The following is a 16,813-nucleotide window of genomic DNA, read 5'->3' on the forward strand; positions in this document are numbered from 1 at the left end:
CGCCTCGCTCGTCACCATGCTGGCGCAGGCCAGCTTTGCCCAGGATATCCAGAAGCAATCGGTGAACGAGGATTTGCGGGCCCGGCTGCCGGAAGAGATCCGAACGGCGGGAAAGATCACAGCCGTCAACAACGGCTCGTTCCCGCCCTATGAGATCGTCACCGGCACCGAACTGTCGGGGGCGACCAGGGACATTTCCGACGCCATCGGCCAGCTGCTCGGCGTCGAGATCGATCATGCCTCGGTCGCCGGCCTGCCGGCTTTGCTGAGCGGCATCAATGCCGGCCGTTATCAGTTCGCGATGGGTCCTGTCGGCGACTATCCCGATCGCCAGAAATCCAACGACTTCATCGATTGGGTGCGTGAATACGTCGTCTTCGCCGTCGAGAAGGGCAACCCGCAAGGCATCACCTCGCTCGACACCGCGTGCGGCAAGCGCATCGCCGTCATGTCGGGTGGCTCGGCCGAGAAGGTCATCAAGCAGCAGGCGCAGAAATGCACCGAGGGCGACAAGCCGGCCGTCGAGGTGCAATCCTTCACCGACCAGCCGAGCTCGATACTGGCCGTCCGGTCGAAACGCTCCGACGCATTCTTCTCCTCGCAGGCGCCGCTGACCTATTTCGTCGAGCAGGCGAAGGGCCAGCTGGAACTCGCCGGGGTCGGCCAGGCCAACGGCTTCAAGGACATCTATCAAGGCGCCGTCGTCAAGAAGGGCTCGCCGCTGGGCGGCGTGCTGCTCGACGCGTTCAAGATCCTGATGAAGAACGGCACCTACGCCGCGGTCATGAAGAAGTGGGGCCTCGAGAAGAACATGATCGATGCGCCAGGCATCAACCAGGGCCAGTAGAGGCTGCCATGACCGATGCCACCGCTGCCTACGCGGCCGGGCTGCCGCGACGTCCCGACGACGCGCTGCGCGACGTCAAACGAGCCCACCGGCCGTTTCCGCTCGCCCGGCTGGCGCTCTGGGCGTTCACCGTCGCCGTGGCAGCCGGCTTCGCCTATATCGTTGCAGTCAACCCGAATTTCGGCTGGCCGGTGGTCGCCCAGTATTTCTTCGATCCGACGGTCATGCAGGGGCTTTCGGTGACGCTCGGCCTGACGGTCGTGGCAATGATCCTGGGCATCGTGCTCGGCCTGCTGCTCGCCATCGCGCGCATGTCGAGCGACAGGCTGGCATCCCTTCTCTCCGGCCTGTTCATCTGGTTCTTCCGGGGAACGCCGCTGCTGGTGCAATTGATCCTGTGGTACAACCTTTCGACGCTGTTTCCGCGCATTTCCATCGGCTTCGCCAGTTGGAACACCAACGACCTGATCACGCCGTTGACCGCCGCCGTTCTTGGTCTGGCGCTGAACGAGGCCGCCTACATGGCCGAGATCATCCGTGGCGGGCTGCTGTCGGTGGACAAGGGACAGGCCGAAACGGCTGAAGCCTTCGGCATGACCCGCGCGCGGGCCTTGCGGCGCATCATCATCCCGCAGGCGATGCGGTCGATCGTGCCGCCGACCGGCAATCAGCTGATCAGCATGATCAAGGCAACGTCGCTTGTCAGCGTCATCGCCATGGCCGACCTGCTCTACTCGGTGCAGTCGATCTACAACCGCACCTTCGAAATCATTCCGCTGCTGATGGTTGCAGTGCTGTGGTACCTGCTGATCACCTCGGTCCTCAATGTCGCGCAAGGCGCGATCGAACGCCACTACAGCCGCGGCGATCGCGGTGCGCGCGAGAAGACGGCGACCGCCACCCTGGAGGCCGCCAATGAGCGCGCATGACACGCCCCTGGTCCGGGCGCGCAACGTTCACAAGGCCTTCGGCCCGCTCGAGGTGCTGAAGGGCATTGATCTGGACGTCGCGCCTGGCGAGGTGGTGGTCATTCTCGGACCGTCCGGCTCCGGAAAGTCGACCTTCCTGCGATGCATCAATCATCTCGAGGCGATCGACCAGGGGTCGATCGAGGTGGACGGCGAGCAGATCGGTTACCGGTTGCACGACGGCCGCCTCGACAAACTTTCCGACCGCGCGATCGCCGCGCAGCGGCGCAAGATCGGCATGGTGTTCCAGCAGTTCAATCTCTATCCGCACATGACGACCCTGCAGAACGTCATCGAGGCTCCGGTCGGCGTTCACCGAGAGAACCGCAAGGAGGCGATCGGCTACGCCCGCGAACTGCTGACCCGTGTCGGTCTTGCCGACAAGATCGACGCCTATCCGCGCCAGCTTTCAGGCGGCCAGCAGCAGCGCGTCGCCATCGCCCGTGCGCTCGCCATCCGCCCGAAATTGATGCTCTTCGACGAGCCGACCTCGGCGCTCGATCCGGAGCTGGTCGGCGAGGTGCTCGCCACCATGCGCGATCTCGCCAGGCAGGGCTTGACCATGATCGTGGTCACGCATGAGATCGGCTTCGCCCGCGAAGCGGCGGATCGGGTGGTGTTCATGGACGACGGTAATGTGATCGAGGCCGGGCCTCCGGACGAGGTTCTCGCTAAACCCAGGCACCCGCGCACGCGGGCTTTCTTAAGCCGTTTCATCTAAAAAGCAAAGCCGGCGCGGCACCTGCTCGGCCGGCAAAGGACCTCCCATGCCAAAGACCTCCAACCAGTTCGCCGACATTTCCGACTTCGCCGACAAGGCCGCCGAGCTTGCAGCGGCCCGCCAGCACCTGCACGCGCATCCCGAGCTTTCATTCCAGGAGCACGAAACGGCTGCATACGTTGCCGAACGGCTCGAAAGCTGGGGCTATGAGGTGACGCGAAATGTCGGCGGGCTCGGCGTCGTCGGTCGCCTGCGCCAGGGCAGCGGCCGCAGCATCGCCATCCGTGCCGACATGGACGCCCTGCCGATCACCGAAGCTACCAATCTCCCTTATGCCAGCCAGGCCAGCGGCAAGATGCACGCCTGCGGTCATGACGGCCACACTACGATGCTGCTCGGCGCCGCCGAATACCTGGCGCGCACACGGCATTTCAACGGCACGGTGAACCTCATCTTCCAGCCGGCCGAGGAAGCCGGCAAGGGAAGCGGGGCGCAGGCGATGATCGCCGACGGCCTGTTCGAGCGCTTTCCCTGCGATGCGATATTCGGGCTGCACAACCACCCGGGCGCGCCGACGGGTTCGTTCCTGATGCGCGCCGGGCCGCTGATGGCGGCGAGCGATACCGTCACCATCAGGATCGCCGGGCGTGGCGGCCACGCTTCGCGTCCGCACCTGACGGTCGACCCGATCGTCGCTGCCGCCAACATCGTCATGACCCTGCAGACGGTTGTGTCGCGCAACGTCAACCCGATCGAGACCGCTGTCGTCACCGTCGGCACGATTCACGGAGGCACGGCCTCCAACGTCATTCCGGAACACGCCGAAATCACGTTGAGCGTCCGCTCCTTCTCGGCCGAGATCCGCGACACGCTCGAGCAGCGTATTCGCAATATCGCAGCACTTGTGGCGCAGGCGCATGGCGCAACGGTCGAGATCGATTACGAGCGCGGCTACCCGGTGGTGGTCAATTCCGAGCGCGAGACGTCCTTTGCGACAGACATCGCTGTCGAACTCGTCGGTCAGGACAAGGTGTCCGTCTGCCCGTTGATCCCCGGCAGCGAAGACTTTTCTTATTTCCTCGAACACAAACCCGGTTGCTTTCTGCGCCTCGGAAACGGCGAGGATTCAGCCATCCTGCACAGCTCGAAATATGATTTCAACGACGGCAATCTGACCGTCGGCGCAGCGCTCTGGGCTCGTTTGACCGAGAGATTCCTGGCCGCCTGATCCATGACTGCGGCTGGGATTGTCGATCGGCCGGTCGAGCATTATTGGGGCGACCGGCCGCGCGACGATGCTCAACGAATTCTCACGCATTCCCCCTCTTCGAATGCGATAAGAGCTTCGCTTTCAGACAAACAAAAAGTCACTCGTCGTCAGCGGGCTTGTAAAGTTTGCGAGAGTAACTTGATCGACTCCTGCGGTAATGATGATGTCGGTTCCACTTTGCGCAATTGTGAGATCATCGAACGATTGCACGCCCTCCACGCCACTAAATACAATGGTGTCGTCTTGGGTCTGGCTGAAATCGTAGATGGTGTTTTGGGTTCCGACCGTCATTGAACCATCGTCCTTGAATATGAATTGATCTCTGCCGCCCTGAGCCAGTTCGCTCAGTTGCCCGTCACCCCACATGTCGTTGATGACGGTGCAGCCGGGTGCCGCGGTCCCGGCGTACAGGGTATCGTTTCCGCCCCTGGCCGAACCGGACATCTGCAGAGCGTCGCCGCACAGGAAATTACGGACCTGGCCGCTTCCGCTGTTGAGGCCACCGGTAAGAATATCGTTGCCGCCCGCGGCGGACCCGGACATAGCGAATGTGTCGCCATACAACTCGCTTTGAACATCAGGACCAGAGCTCTTATTGCCGCCGGTTAGGATATCATTGCCGCCCACAGCATTGCCGGCCATCGCGCCAGCGTCGCCATAGGCGAAATTATGGGTGCCTTGCAGCACGGCCACGTCATCGCCCCCGCTAGCAGAGTCGGACATGATGCCGGCCGCGTCACCATAGAAACTTATCACGAACCCACCCACGCTCGTGAAGGTGTCGTCGCCGCCCTTAGCAAAGTCGGACATATGTAGGCTCGCGTCGCCAAAGAAGGTTTTGGTCTGAATCGTGCCACCAAAGTCTGTGTAATGGTCGTCGCCACCCTGAGCATGGCCAGACATGCTGCGACCGGCATCACCGTAGAAAATAGTGTTGGCGTCACTAGCGCCATTGAAAGTGTCGTTGCCGCCCTTGCTGTAGTCCGACATATCGCCGCTGGTGTCCCCGTAGAAAGCGTTGCTGGAGTCGCTCCTGGCCGTGAAACGGTCGTCGCCACCTTGAGCATGGCCAGACATGTTGTTCCCGGCGTCGCCAAAGAAAATGTTGACGGCCACGCTGGTGCCCTCGAAGGTGTCATTGCCACCCTTGCTGTGGTCGGACATATCGACGCCGGCGTCACCGTAGAAAGTGTTGAAGGAGTTGGGAAAGGCCGTGAAACGGTCGTCGCCGCCCTGAGCATGGCCGATCATGTTGCCGCCGGCGTCGCCGAAGAAAATGTTGCTGGCTTGCGCGGCGCCCGTGAAAGTGTCGTTGCCGCCCTTGCTGTGGTCCGACATATCGTCGCCCGCGTCACCGTAAGCAGTGGTGGTGGAGGAGCTCGACACCGTGAAGGTGTCGTCACCGCCCCGAGCAAAATTGAACAAGCTCCGAGCCGCGTCGCCGTAGAAGGTGTAAGTCGACGGTGCGGTTTCCGTAAAAGTGTCGTTGCCGCCTCTTGAGAAATCGAGCAGGCTGCCGCCAGCGTCGCCGGTCAAGATATTCGTATTCGGATCGCCTGTGAAGGCGTCATCGATACCCCACTGATGATCTGCTAGATCACCGGTAGTAAAGGGAACGCGTGTAGACATTATCCGCTCTCCTGTTGAGCCTGCCCGTCCCATAACAGCCGTACGATGTGAGGCAAAAACGAGCAATAATCCCGAATGGCTATGTCTTTAGACGTAGGGATCGGTGCCTCGTTAACGGCGCGCTTGGCGGCAGCTTCCTGAGGCCGTCCTATTCCGGACTATCCCAGCCTTGCCCGAGCCTTCGCCGTCCAGGCGTTGAACAGCCGGTCTGCGACGATGCCGATGAAGGCGATGGCTAGGCCGGCGACGATGCCGCGACCGGAATCGGCCTTGGACAGGGCGATGAACACCTCCTGGCCGAGATCGCGCGTGCCGACCATGGCGCAGATGATGATCATCGCCAGCGCCATCAGGATGGTCTGGTTGACGCCGAGCATGATCTCGGGCAACGCCAGCGGCAGCTGCACGCGAAAGAAGGTCTGGCGCCTGGTGCAGCCCGAAACCTTCGCCGCCTCGATCAGCGCCGGCGGCACCTGCCGGATCCCGTGATTGGTGTAGCGGATCGCCGGCACCACGGCGAACGCGACGGTGGCGATCATCGCGGTGACGTCGCCGACCCTGAACAGCATCACCACCGGAATGATGAAGCAGAACGACGGCAGCACCTGCAGCGTGTCGATGACCGGCGTGACGGTCTTTTCGAAGCGGTCGCTGCGCGATGCCATCAGCCCGATCGGGATGCCGATCAGGCAGGCGATAAAGGCGGAGATGCCGCACAAATAGACCGTCGCCATGGTCTTTTCCCAAAGTCCGGTGACGGCGCAGAACGCTGTCAAAGCCGCGACCAGGGCGGCGAGGCGCAAGCCGCCGAGCTGGTAGCCGGCAAGGCCGAGGAGACACACCGCGCCCAGCCACGGAAAGCCCTCGCAGAAGGCGCGCACCGGGTTCAGCACGTTGAGGATAAGCGCCACGCGGAACGCTTCGATCGTGTCGAAGAAGTTGATGGTGATCCAGTTCACCGCCGCCTTCCACAAAGGCGCGGTGGTGAAGGTGATCGCCTTCGGCACCGTGGCGAACGCCGGCACGAACAGGCCGAGCAGCGTGGCGACGGCGAGGATGGCAACGGCCAGCGTCAGATTGGGATAGCGCCGCCAGAAACTGGTGCTGGCCTGGTGGCGGACATTGCCCTTGGCGTGATTGTGCGCGATCGCCTGGCTCAGCCGGTCGAGTGCAATTGCCAGTGCGACGATCGCGAGGCCAGCTTCCATCGCCTCGCCGACCTTGAGCGCGCGCAACGCCAAAAGCACGTCATAGCCGAGCCCACCGGCACCGATCATCGAGGCGATGATCACCATATTGAGCGCCAGCATGATGACCTGGTTGACGCCGACCATCAATGTCGGCCGCGCCGACGGCAACAGCACCCGCCACAGCTTCTGCCGTGCCGTGCAGCCGGCCATCTCGCTGAAATCGTCGATCTCCGACGGCACCCGCGACAGGCCGAGCATCGTCGCCCGCACCATTGGCGGCGTCGCGAAAATTGCCGTCGCGATCATTGCCGAGACCGGGCTGTTGCCGAACAGAAGCAGCATCGGGATCAGATAGGCGAAGGTCGGGATCGTCTGCATCAGATCGAGGGCAGGGGAGATCAACAACCTCTCCGCCCAAGGCTTGCGCCATGCCCAGATGCCGGCGAACAGCCCGGTGACAATGCAAAACGGCACGGCGATCGAGATCAAGCCCAGCGTCAGCATGGCGCTGGTCCACTGCCCGAACAGCGCGATGTAGAGAAAACAGCCGCCGGCCAGCGCACCCAGCTTCCAGCCGCCGGCGGCGCGTCCGGCAAGGTAGGCGGCAGCGCACACGCCGACCCAGGACAGGCGCGGCAAGACGATCATATCCGCACCATGGCCGATCTTGAAATTCTTGGCCAGAAGACCGAGCGCGAAATCGAGCGGCACGCCAAGCACCGCGGTGATCGAGCGGGTCAGCCAGGAGAAGTTCGACTTCACCCAGTTCATCAGCGCACCGACCCAGTCAGCGACAGGAACGATCGCGCCGGCCGGGTAATTGACCGCCCAAGGCAGGCTTTCCTGCAGCAGGAAGACAATAAGCACGGCGGCGAGCGCACAGGCCCAGATCGCCAGCCAGGTTTGAACCGGCCGGGGCCTCGCTGCGCTGGCGCTTGCCGTGACGGTCATCCGCCGGCCCCACGACGCTCGATGCCGGCGAGAAGATCGATCACCGCCTGCGGCGTGACTTCGCCGATCGGCTTGCCGGTGCCGTTGACCACCGCGAAGGGCTTGCCGGCAGAGACGATATCTGCCGAAAAACTTGATATCTTGGCATCCGGCGCGACCGTGCCGCCGTACTCGGCGCCGTCGCAGGCGCGCATCAGGCGGCGCGCCGAGATCACCTTGGCGCGATCGACATCGCGGGTGAATTCGGCGACATAGTCGGTCGCCGGGTTGACCACCAGCTCTTCCGGCGTGCCGATCTGGATGACCTCGCCGTCCTTCATGATGGCGATCCGGTCGGCCAGCCGGATGGCCTCGTCGAAATCATGGGTGATGAAGACGATGGTCTTGTGCAGCATGGTCTGCAGCCGCATCAGCTCGTCCTGCATCTCACGGCGGATCAGCGGATCGAGAGCCGAGAACGGCTCGTCGAGGAACCAGATTTCCGGCTTCGTGGCGAGGCTGCGGGCGATGCCGACACGCTGCTGCTGTCCGCCGGAAAGCTCGCGCGGATAGAAATGCTCGCGGCCGCGCAAGCCAACCAGCTCGATGACTTCACGGGCCCGCTTCTCGCGCGTCGGCCGGTCCTGCCCCTGGATGCCCAAGGGAAAGGCGATGTTCTCCAGTACGTTGAGATGCGGCAGCAAGGCAAAATTCTGGAACACCATGCCCATGCGATGGCGTCGCAGCTCGATCAGCGCGGCATCGGAAATCTTGAGCAGGTCCTTGCCTTCAAACTCGACCTTGCCGTGGGTCGGCTCGATCAGCCGTGACATGCAGCGCACCAGCGTCGACTTGCCTGACCCCGAAAGTCCCATGATGATGAAGATCTCGCCCTGGCGGATTTCGAGATCGACGGCGCGCACCGCGCCAACCAGTCCGGCCGCGGCGATGTCCGCCAGGCTGGCCTTGCCGTCGCGCCGGCGGATGAAATTGGCCGCGTCCGCCCCGAACAGCTTCCAGACATTGCGACAGCCAAGCTTTATCGGGCGGGCATCCTTGCCCGTTGCTTTCACCGCCTGTTCAATCGTATCGCTCATGCAATCGTCCTTCTGGAATAGGGGATCGAGACCCGGCCCTGACTGGCCGGGTCGTCGCGTTTCCAGTCAGACGGTCACTCGGCCCAGGCTTTCCAGTCGGCTTCGTGGGCGGCGATCCAGGCGGCGGCGACGTCTTCCGGCGTCTTGCCTTCGAGATCGATCTCGCCGCTCATCTTGTTGAGCTCGTCGGTATCGACCGTGTAGTTTTTCGCGACCTTGTAGGCGACCGGCCATTTGTCCTTCATGCCGGCCCAGGAATATTTCCAGATCTCGCCGTGCGGCTTGCCGCAGTCATATTTCGCGTCGGGGTTCACACCCCATTTCGGGTCGGTGTAGCACTCGGTCGTATAGTCGGGGAATTCGACCCATTCGCCCTTGTATTTGGCCGGCGCCCAATGCGGCGAATAGATCCACAGCATGATCGGCGCCTTGCGCTGATAGGCCGAGTCCAGTTCGGCGAACATCGCCGCGTCGGTGCCGGCATGGATGACGGTGAAGGGCAGTTTCAGCGCCTCGACGCGTTCGTCGTCAAAACCTTCCCATGTCACGGGTCCGCCGAGATAACGCCCCTTCGGCGCGGTTTCGGCCGTCGAGAAGGCCTCGGCGCATTTCGGGTCTTTCAGCGCTTCCCAGTTCGGCAGGCCGGGGCATTTCTCTTTCATATATTCGGGAAACCACCATTCTTCCTTGGCCTTTGGTCCGAGCTTGCCGAGGCGTTCGGTCTGGCCCGTCGCGTCCGAGGCCTTCATCGCCTCGCCGGCCGTCGTGTCCCAGAATTCCAGGCCGACATCGATGTCGCCATTGGTCAGGCCGGTGGTCAGGCTGGAGAGATAGTCGGCGGTCGGATACTCGACGGTATAGCCGAGCTTTTCGAGGATGCCGCCGAGGATCTTGGCGTTCAGATTGACGCTGGTCCAATCGAACAGCGCGATCTTGATCGGGTCGTTGGATTCCGGCGCCGCCGCATAGGCCGAAGATGTCAGTGCGGCTGCGGCAAGTGTTAAGGCTCCCATTGAGAAATTCGAAATCATGCTCCGAAGTGACATGCTTGTTCTCCTGTCAAGCTCTGGTGGAAATTATCGTTAGTTCCCTTCTTGCGTCTTTTTTTGATTGTGTTGGAAAAGCTGGTCGTTGCGCAAGGCCGTAGGCGCCACAATGCTGCCGAAGCGGATGCCGGCGCAAACGGGGTGGTGCCCAAATTGGTGAAGATGTGGCGGGACCGGCCGCGTCATGACTGCCGAAGGATTGCTGCCAAAGCAGTCATCCACGGATCGATCGCCGGTCTTGAGGGGCAAACCATCAAAGTCCCATGATCTCGGCTGTTGGCTCCGCAACTCGCCCAGAGCCACTTTCATGAGATGAAATTATATATACCAACGGTCATGTCGCGCAACGAATAACGCCGGTGCCAATTTCACGGCCCGTCTTTTTACATGGACCCGCAGATCGGTTCGAAAAAAGCCAAGGTTGCCGATCATCCCGTATGCGAGCCGCAAGATAGGGTACCGATACAATGCAGCAGACCTCTTCCTTGAACAGACTGCGCATCGCCGTGCTCTTTGGCGGACGTTCCGCCGAGCATGACGTTTCGGCGCTTTCAGCAACCAATGTCATGCGTGCGCTGCTGCCCGCCAAATACGATGCCGTCCCAATCTTCGTCACGCGCGAAGGACAGTGGCTGCTGAGCAGCTTCCAGGATGGTACGCTCGCAAAGCCTGCGGGCGGTTTGGAAGTTTGCCTGGTTCCGGGCGGGCACGGACGGATGATGGCGATCCCGGCCGACGGCACGCCCTATGACCTGCCGAAGATCGACATCCTGTTTCCCGTACTGCACGGCCCTCATGGCGAAGACGGCTCGGTACAGGGGGTGGCCGAGGTGGCTCGGGTGCCGCTCGCCGGCTGCGGCATCCTGGGTTCGGCAACCGCGCTGGACAAGGACATCGCCAAACGGCTCCTGGAAGCGGCGGGGCTGCCAATCGCGCGCTCAGTGACGATCCATGAAGGTGCGGCGCCCGCCCTCGCCACACTGGAAGGCGAGCTCGGCCTGCCGTTCTTCATCAAACCGGCGCGTCAGGGATCGTCTGTCGGCGTCGGAAAAGTCCATGCCAGCCAGGAATTCGATGGAGCGCTTGCTGAAGCCTTCCGGCACGATTGCAAGCTGTTGGCCGAGGAATTCGTTCGTGGGCGCGAGATCGAGTGTAGCGTGCTGGAGTATCCGGCAGGCGACCTGTTCGTCTCGCGGCCGGGCGAGATCGTGCCGGCTGAAAGCCACGATTTCTATAGCTACGATGCCAAATACACCGACGAGAACGGCGCGGCGCTAACAGTGCCGGCCGAACTGCCGCCGGAGGTCGAGGCAGCCATGCGGGCCGTGGCCGCAAGGGCTTTCAGAGCCGTCGGCTGTGACGGGATGGCCCGCGTCGACTTTTTCCTGACGCCGGACATGCAATTCCTGGTCAATGAAATCAACACCATCCCCGGCTTCACCGATATCAGCATGTATTCCAAGGCAATGGCGGCGAGCGGCGTCAGCTATTCCGAAATCATCGACCGGCTCGTGGAGCATGGATTGGCTCGGGCCGCCCGAGCAGCCTGAACGCAGCGACGGGGCTTTCATATCCCAGCGGATGGTGCGTTGGCGTGCGTCGTTTCTCACGACATGATCAGGCCGCCATCGACATTGATGGTCTGGCCGGTGATGTAGGCCGCATCGTCGCTGGCGAGAAAGCTGACCAGGCCGGAGACGTCCTCGCCGCTGCCGGCGCGGCCCATCGGGATGTTCTTCACCCATTCGGCCATCAGCTCGCCGGGCTTGTACTCGCCCATCAACTTTCCCCATGCGGCGTCGTTATAGGCCCACATATCGGTGTCGATGATCCCGGGGCAGATCGCGTTGACGGTGATCTTCTCCTTCGCCACTTCCTTGGCCAGGCTCTGGGTGATGCCGACGACGCCGAATTTCGACGCCGCATAATGTGGCGTGTAGATAAAGCCCTGCCGCGCCTGGCCGGATGCGGTGTTGATCAGCCGGCCGCCATCGCCATGCTTGCGGATGCGCGCGATCGCCTCCTGGCAGCACAGGAACACGCCCTTGGTGTTGACCGCCATCACCTTGTCCCATTCGGCCTCGGTCATAGCCTCTATCCTGGCGATTGTGATGACACCGGCATTCTGTACGGAGATGTCGACGCGGCCGAACTGTTGCTCGGCCAGGTCATAGAGGGCGATGACTTCGTCCTTCTTCGTCACGTCCATGCGCAGCGATGCGACCCTGGCGCCCATAGCCTTGAGATCGGCGGCGACCTCTTCGACGCGCGCGTCGATAGCGCTGACGACGACCGCGGCACCTTCCGCCGCGAAGCGCCTGGCCATTGCCGCACCAATGCCGCCGCTGGCGCCGGTGATGACCGCCGTTTTTCCTAGGAATCGCTTCTGCATGTTTTCTCCTACCAGCAGACAAAGCCGCCATCGACGATCAGGTCGATGCCGGTGACGAAACTCGCGGCGCGGCTGGCCAGGAACACGGTCGGGCCGACCATCTCTTCCGGCGCCGCCATGCGGCCCATCGGCGTGTCGCGCTCAAAGATCCTGACCTGGTCGGCGACCTCCGGCCGCTTGTTCATCGGCGTCAGCGTGTAGCCGGGGCTGACGACATTGACGCGCAGGCCGCGATCGGCCCATTCCATGGCGAGGCTCTTCGACATGTGGATCACCGCGGCCTTCGACGAATTGTAATGCGCCTGGGTCAGGCCGCGATTGACGATCGAGCCCGACATCGACGCGATGTTGATGATCGAGCCCTTGCGCCGCGTCAGCATGGCGCGGGCCTCGGCCTGGCAGGACAGGAACACGCCGCTGACATTGACGTCATAGAGCTTCTGCCATTCCTCCAGCGACAGCGTCTCTGCCGGCTCAGCTCCGGCGACGCCGGCATTGTTGACGGCGATGGTCAACGCGCCGAGTTCCATCTCCGTACGCTCTATCGCGGCCGCGAGATCGGTCTCTGAAGTTACTGTGCCGTTCAGCACCAGCGCCTTGCGGCCGAGTGCCGTGATCCGGTGCGCGGTCTCCTCCAGCCCGCCTTTCGAGGCGTGGCCGAAGCAGGCTATGTCGGCGCCGGCTTCGGCCAGCCCAATGGCGATTGCTTGCCCGATGCCGCTGCCGGCGCCTGTCACAAGTGCCACGTCACCATGAAGGTCGAATAATTTCATCGTCGGTCCCTCTGCTCCAACCGCCGTCCTCCGGAAATAAAGGGGCGCCAACTCTGTTGCTGGCGCCCCGCGCGGTCTGGTGCCCGGGAGGATACCACCTGCTGCGCTTTGTTTCGATGGGCGTCCTAGCTCGTGGCTAGTTCCATCACGGCGATATTGCTTGCTTCGCTGCGGTCGAGAATGCCGCGTTGCCGGCCGCGGCTCAGCACCAGCACGCGATGCGACAGGCCGAGAACTTCCTCGAGGTCGGAGCTCACCACCACCACCGCCATGCCGGAGCGGGCAAGGTCGGCGATGACATCATAGATCGCGGCGCGTGCACCGACGTCGATGCCGCGCGTCGGCTCGTCCAGGATGAATACCTTGGGCGGGCGCGACACCCATTTGGCGATGATCACTTTCTGCTGGTTGCCGCCGGAGAGCTTGCTGACCGCCTGGTTCGGCCGGCCCTTGACGCCGAGCCGGCGAATGCCGGCCTCGGCGAATTTCTGCACCGCCTTCGGGAACACCCAGCCATTCGGCGCGACATGGTCGAAATTGCCGATCGCCAGGTTCTCGCCGATCGTCTGGTCGAGCACCACGCCTTGCGCCTTGCGGTCTTCCGGTACCAGAACGACGCCGGCCTTGATCGCCGCCGCCGGGCCATGGAGATGCACCGGCTTGCCGGCGACGCGCACCGATCCCGATGAGATCGGATCGGCACCGGCGATCGCCCGCACCAGCTCCGTGCGTCCGGCGCCGATCAGCCCGGCAATGCCGAGGATTTCGCCGGCCCGCACTGAAAAGCTGACATTTTGAAAGCTGCGTTCCGGCGAGGACAGGTTCTCGACCTCGAGCAGCGTGTCGTTGCCCGGCGCCGATACCGTAGGGAACATCCGCTCGACGCTGCGGCCGACCATTTGCTCGACGACAGTGCGCACCGGAATGTCGGCGCGCTCGTGCCGGGCGACGATGCGCCCGTCGCGCATCACCACCACGCGATCGGCGATCTGGGCGATCTCGTCCAGCCGGTGGCTGATATAGATGAAGGACATGCCTTCCGCCTTGAGCTTGCGGATCTGCTGGAACAGGAGCTCCGTTTCCTCGCCGCCAAGGGCTGCCGTCGGTTCGTCGAAGATCAGCAGCTCGGCATTGAGCGTCAGCGCCTTGGCGATCTCGACCTGCTGCTGGGCGGCGATACGCAGCGTGCGCACCTTGCGCTCCGGCGAGACATCGAGGCCGAGGCGCTTCAACTGGGCCGATGCCCGTGCATTCATTGCCGCGCGGTCGATGCGGCCGCCACGCATCGGCAGGCGCCCGACATAGACGTTTTCGGCGACCGACAGATCGGGCAAGAGCTTCAGCTCCTGGTGGATCATGCCGATGCCGGCGTCGATCGCCGCGGCAGGATTGGCGGGGGAATAAGCGTTCCCCCGCCAGGTGATGGTGCCGGCATCGGGTTTCGTCGACCCGGCGATGATGTTCGAGACAGTCGACTTGCCGGCGCCGTTTTCGCCAAGCAGCGCCACGACCTCGCCCGGCTGCACCTCGAAGCTCGCATCGGCCAGGACCTGCACCGGCCCGTAGCTTTTGCAGAGGCCGCTGACGACGAGCCCGTTATGGGGGCTGTGCGTGTGGCGAGGATCGGTGGACATCGTTGCGCTCGTCGATTGCCGGACTGGTCTCAATCAGGGATGCTTGGCGATGAACTGCTCGACATTGTCCTTGGTGGTCAGCGTCGCATCCTGCAGCTGTTCGGCGGGAATGGTCTCGCCGGCCACCAGCTTGATTGCTGCATCGACGGCGAGCCGGCCCATGCCCTGGGTCTGCTGCGTCGCGGTCACGTCGAAGACGCCGTCCTTCAGTGCCTTGAGCGCCGCCACGTCGCCGTCGAAGCCGGCAACCCAGACCTTGTGGCCGGGATTGGCGACCTTGACGGCCTGCGCCGCACCGAGCGCCAGCGCGTCGGCCTGGCCGATGACGATCGACACGTCGGGGTGCGACTGCAACAGATCCTGCGTCAGCTTGAAACCTTCGTCCTGGTGCCAGCCTTCGCTCCACAATTCTCCGACAACCTTGATGTCGGGATAGCCTTTCAGCGCTTCGCCGCAGCCCTTCGAGCGGTCGACTTCGGGCGTCGTGCCCTTCTGGCCGTGGATGATGATCAGCTCGCCCTTGCCGCCGGCCTGCTTGGCGATGTAGTCGCAAACCGCCTTGGCCGATGCCACGCTGTTGGTTGCGATGAAGGTATCGCCGGGCGCGCCGTCGGCGTTGCGGTCGACATTGACGACTGGGATGCCGGCAGCCTTGGCGGTCTTGGTCGGCACGGTGGCGGCGGTGGCGCCGGCTGGAATATAGATCAGCGCATCGATGTTCTGCGTGATCAGGTCCTGCACCTGGCTGACCTGGGTCGCCGAATCGCCCTTGGCGTCGACGGTAACGACCTCGATGCCCTTTTCCTTGCCGTAGGCTTCGACGGACTGCTTGATCTGGTTGAAGAAGTCGGCCTGCAGATTGGCGACGGCGAGGCCGAGCTTTTTGGCCTCCTTGGCCGAGGCCATGTCGGACAGGCCAAGCAGCGGGATGACGGCCGCGGCGGCAAGCAGCAATGAACGTTTGGTCAGCATGTTTATTCCTCCGTTGATGTTCAATCTGTCCTGCCCGCGCATCGCGGCGCCCCTTGGCCGAACAACTCCCAGTTTCGGATCACCGATCCGTTTTCGCCCGAATATCGGGGCGAATCTCATTGAGCCCAATTCTTCATTGTGCTCCATTCTTCATTGTGCTCGGCGCCGCCACGTGTCGGTGGCCACCGCCAGTGCGATCACCACGCCGATAACCACTTGCTGGATGAAGGGCGAGACACCGAGCAGGTTCAGCCCGTTGCGCAGCACGCCGATGATGAGGACGCCGATGGCTGTGCCGCCGATCGAACCGACGCCGCCCGACAGGCTGGCGCCGCCGATCACCACCGCCGCGATGGTGTCGAGTTCGTAGCCAAGGCCGGAGCTCGGCTGGACGGAGTCGAGCCGGGCGGCAAGCACGATGCCTGCGAGACCGGCCAGCACGGCGCAGATCGCATAGACCCAGTTTGTCAGCGACTTGACTGGTATGCCGGACAGCCGGGCGACTTCGGCGCTGCCGCCGATTGCGTACAGGCTACGGCCGGTAGCGCGATAATTCAGGAAGATCGCGAAAATGACGGCAAGCACGATCATCAGCCCGACGGTGACCGAGAGGAAGCCGAAATGGCGGATTATCGACAGGCTGGTGAACCAGTCGGGAAAGCCGACGATCTGCGAGCCGTCGGTGATCATGTTGGCGAGGCCGCGCGCCACCGACATCATCGCCAACGTGGCGATGAAGGGCGGCAGCCTGGTGACCGTCACCAGCAGGCCCGAAACCAGGCCGCAAAGACCGGCGACGACGAGGGCCGCGGCGATGCCAGCGGGCAGGCCGAGATTGAGATAGTCCGGATGGGCGACGAAGCCCATCACCATGGAAGCCAGCGCCAGCACCGAGCCGACGGACAGGTCGATGCCGCCGATCAGGATGACCAGCGTCATGCCGATCGCCATGATGCCGAGCACGGTGACCTGGTCGAGCACGTTTAGGATGTTGCGGATGGTCAGGAAGGTGTCGGTGGTCAGCGAGAGCGCCAGGCACAGCAGCGCCAGCCCGATCAGCGGACCCATGGTTCCGGCAAAGACAGCCGAAAACCTTGCGCCCGCCGTAGCCTGCGCGCCAGAGCCTGCCTTCAACTCGCCTGCCTTTAAATTGCTTGCGTCGTTGCTCACAGCCACTTTGTCTCCTCCACAGCAATCCGGCGCTGCATCACCGGGCCACTTTGTCCACCAGGCCCCTCCCTGTGAACAATTTATCTTTAACATGCAATTTTGTTCAGCTAAACTGTTCGTCGGAAAATTGTCAAGGCCTGCCGCTTCATTCGACGACGGGTTTGCGCTGTCCGC

Annotated in this window: 14 protein-coding genes; 5 read left to right on the forward strand and 9 right to left on the reverse strand. The window is 62.9% G+C overall.

Annotated features, from left to right (window positions below):
• Window positions 1–16 precede the first annotated feature (16 nt).
• The 4 genes from NKH49_RS01385 to NKH49_RS01400 are packed head-to-tail and all read left to right on the forward strand — an operon-like array spanning window position 17 to window position 3,764.
• Window positions 17–847 carry an ABC transporter substrate-binding protein gene (locus NKH49_RS01385; RefSeq protein ID WP_502898545.1) on the forward strand — a complete coding sequence of 277 codons (831 nt, stop codon included), beginning with the start codon at window positions 17–19 and terminating at the stop codon, window positions 845–847.
• 8 nt (window positions 848–855) lie between these two features.
• Window positions 856–1,776, forward strand: a complete 921-nt coding sequence (locus NKH49_RS01390; RefSeq protein WP_352612313.1) for an amino acid ABC transporter permease — start codon at window positions 856–858, stop codon at window positions 1,774–1,776.
• On the forward strand, window positions 1,763–2,536 hold the full coding sequence (locus tag NKH49_RS01395) for an amino acid ABC transporter ATP-binding protein (RefSeq protein WP_023674014.1): 774 nt from the start codon (window positions 1,763–1,765) through the stop codon (window positions 2,534–2,536). Before NKH49_RS01390 ends, NKH49_RS01395 begins: the two co-directional genes overlap by 14 nt.
• Window positions 2,537–2,582: 46 nt before the next feature.
• Entirely contained in the window at window positions 2,583–3,764 is a 1,182-nt protein-coding gene (locus tag NKH49_RS01400) for a M20 aminoacylase family protein (RefSeq protein ID WP_352455185.1), read from the forward strand.
• Window positions 3,765–3,887: 123 nt separating this feature from the next.
• Here NKH49_RS01400 and NKH49_RS01405 read toward each other — a convergent pair whose 3' ends face one another.
• The 4 genes from NKH49_RS01405 to NKH49_RS01420 form a co-directional block, all read right to left on the reverse strand.
• Entirely contained in the window at window positions 3,888–5,435 is a 1,548-nt protein-coding gene (locus NKH49_RS01405) for an autotransporter outer membrane beta-barrel domain-containing protein (protein WP_352612314.1), read from the reverse strand.
• Window positions 5,436–5,593: 158 nt separating this feature from the next.
• On the reverse strand, window positions 5,594–7,576 hold the full coding sequence (locus NKH49_RS01410) for an ABC transporter permease (protein WP_352612316.1): 1,983 nt from the start codon (window positions 7,574–7,576) through the stop codon (window positions 5,594–5,596).
• A complete protein-coding gene (locus NKH49_RS01415; protein WP_352473409.1) occupies window positions 7,573–8,652 on the reverse strand; it encodes a quaternary amine ABC transporter ATP-binding protein in 1,080 nt (359 codons plus the stop codon). The genes NKH49_RS01410 and NKH49_RS01415 overlap by 4 nt, the downstream gene beginning before the upstream one ends.
• A 74-nt stretch (window positions 8,653–8,726) precedes the next feature.
• Complete coding sequence (locus NKH49_RS01420) at window positions 8,727–9,698, reverse strand: ABC transporter substrate-binding protein (RefSeq protein WP_352473408.1); 972 nt, start codon at window positions 9,696–9,698, stop codon at window positions 8,727–8,729.
• Between the two features lie 467 nt (window positions 9,699–10,165).
• On the opposite strand from NKH49_RS01420, the gene NKH49_RS01425 reads away from it, so the two are divergent.
• Entirely contained in the window at window positions 10,166–11,248 is a 1,083-nt protein-coding gene (locus tag NKH49_RS01425; protein ID WP_502907835.1) for a D-alanine--D-alanine ligase family protein, read from the forward strand.
• Window positions 11,249–11,304: 56 nt separating this feature from the next.
• On the opposite strand, the gene NKH49_RS01430 is transcribed toward NKH49_RS01425, so the two are convergent.
• The 5 genes from NKH49_RS01430 to NKH49_RS01450 all read right to left on the reverse strand — a co-directional run bounded on the left by NKH49_RS01430 (window position 11,305) and on the right by NKH49_RS01450 (window position 16,603).
• Window positions 11,305–12,090 carry an SDR family oxidoreductase gene (locus NKH49_RS01430; protein ID WP_352473405.1) on the reverse strand — a complete coding sequence of 262 codons (786 nt, stop codon included), beginning with the start codon at window positions 12,088–12,090 and terminating at the stop codon, window positions 11,305–11,307.
• A gap of 8 nt (window positions 12,091–12,098) precedes the next feature.
• Window positions 12,099–12,863, reverse strand: a complete 765-nt coding sequence (locus NKH49_RS01435) for an SDR family oxidoreductase (protein ID WP_352540146.1) — start codon at window positions 12,861–12,863, stop codon at window positions 12,099–12,101.
• A 125-nt stretch (window positions 12,864–12,988) separates the two neighbouring features.
• Window positions 12,989–14,497 (reverse strand): sugar ABC transporter ATP-binding protein, encoded by a 1,509-nt coding sequence (locus NKH49_RS01440; protein WP_352540145.1) that lies wholly within the window; start codon window positions 14,495–14,497, stop codon window positions 12,989–12,991.
• A 33-nt stretch (window positions 14,498–14,530) separates the two neighbouring features.
• Window positions 14,531–15,469, reverse strand: coding sequence for a sugar ABC transporter substrate-binding protein (locus tag NKH49_RS01445; RefSeq protein ID WP_023674026.1), 939 nt, complete (start codon window positions 15,467–15,469; stop codon window positions 14,531–14,533).
• A gap of 150 nt (window positions 15,470–15,619) precedes the next feature.
• The gene (locus tag NKH49_RS01450) at window positions 15,620–16,603 is read right to left on the reverse strand and encodes an ABC transporter permease (protein ID WP_502893735.1); all 984 of its coding nucleotides are present in this window, start codon (window positions 16,601–16,603) and stop codon (window positions 15,620–15,622) included.
• Window positions 16,604–16,813 lie beyond the last annotated feature (210 nt).

Source organism: Mesorhizobium sp. M1088 (assembly GCF_040318575.1).
Lineage (GTDB): Bacteria > Pseudomonadota > Alphaproteobacteria > Rhizobiales > Rhizobiaceae > Mesorhizobium.

Excerpts from the sequence above, each read along its gene's own strand:
- NKH49_RS01390 (WP_352612313.1), top strand. The coding sequence starts at position 856 with ATGACCGATGCCACCGCTGCCTACGCGGCCGGGCTGCCGCGACGTCCC.
- NKH49_RS01410 (WP_352612316.1), bottom strand. The coding sequence starts at position 7,576 with ATGACCGTCACGGCAAGCGCCAGCGCAGCGAGGCCCCGGCCGGTTCAA.
- NKH49_RS01405 (WP_352612314.1), bottom strand. The coding sequence starts at position 5,435 with ATGTCTACACGCGTTCCCTTTACTACCGGTGATCTAGCAGATCATCAG.
- NKH49_RS01400 (WP_352455185.1), top strand. The coding sequence starts at position 2,583 with ATGCCAAAGACCTCCAACCAGTTCGCCGACATTTCCGACTTCGCCGAC.
- NKH49_RS01425 (WP_502907835.1), top strand. The coding sequence starts at position 10,166 with ATGCAGCAGACCTCTTCCTTGAACAGACTGCGCATCGCCGTGCTCTTT.
- NKH49_RS01445 (WP_023674026.1), bottom strand. The coding sequence starts at position 15,469 with ATGCTGACCAAACGTTCATTGCTGCTTGCCGCCGCGGCCGTCATCCCG.
- NKH49_RS01440 (WP_352540145.1), bottom strand. The coding sequence starts at position 14,497 with ATGTCCACCGATCCTCGCCACACGCACAGCCCCCATAACGGGCTCGTC.
- NKH49_RS01415 (WP_352473409.1), bottom strand. The coding sequence starts at position 8,652 with ATGAGCGATACGATTGAACAGGCGGTGAAAGCAACGGGCAAGGATGCC.
- NKH49_RS01430 (WP_352473405.1), bottom strand. The coding sequence starts at position 12,090 with ATGCAGAAGCGATTCCTAGGAAAAACGGCGGTCATCACCGGCGCCAGC.
- NKH49_RS01395 (WP_023674014.1), top strand. The coding sequence starts at position 1,763 with ATGAGCGCGCATGACACGCCCCTGGTCCGGGCGCGCAACGTTCACAAG.
- NKH49_RS01385 (WP_502898545.1), top strand. The coding sequence starts at position 17 with ATGCTGGCGCAGGCCAGCTTTGCCCAGGATATCCAGAAGCAATCGGTG.
- NKH49_RS01420 (WP_352473408.1), bottom strand. The coding sequence starts at position 9,698 with ATGTCACTTCGGAGCATGATTTCGAATTTCTCAATGGGAGCCTTAACA.
- NKH49_RS01435 (WP_352540146.1), bottom strand. The coding sequence starts at position 12,863 with ATGAAATTATTCGACCTTCATGGTGACGTGGCACTTGTGACAGGCGCC.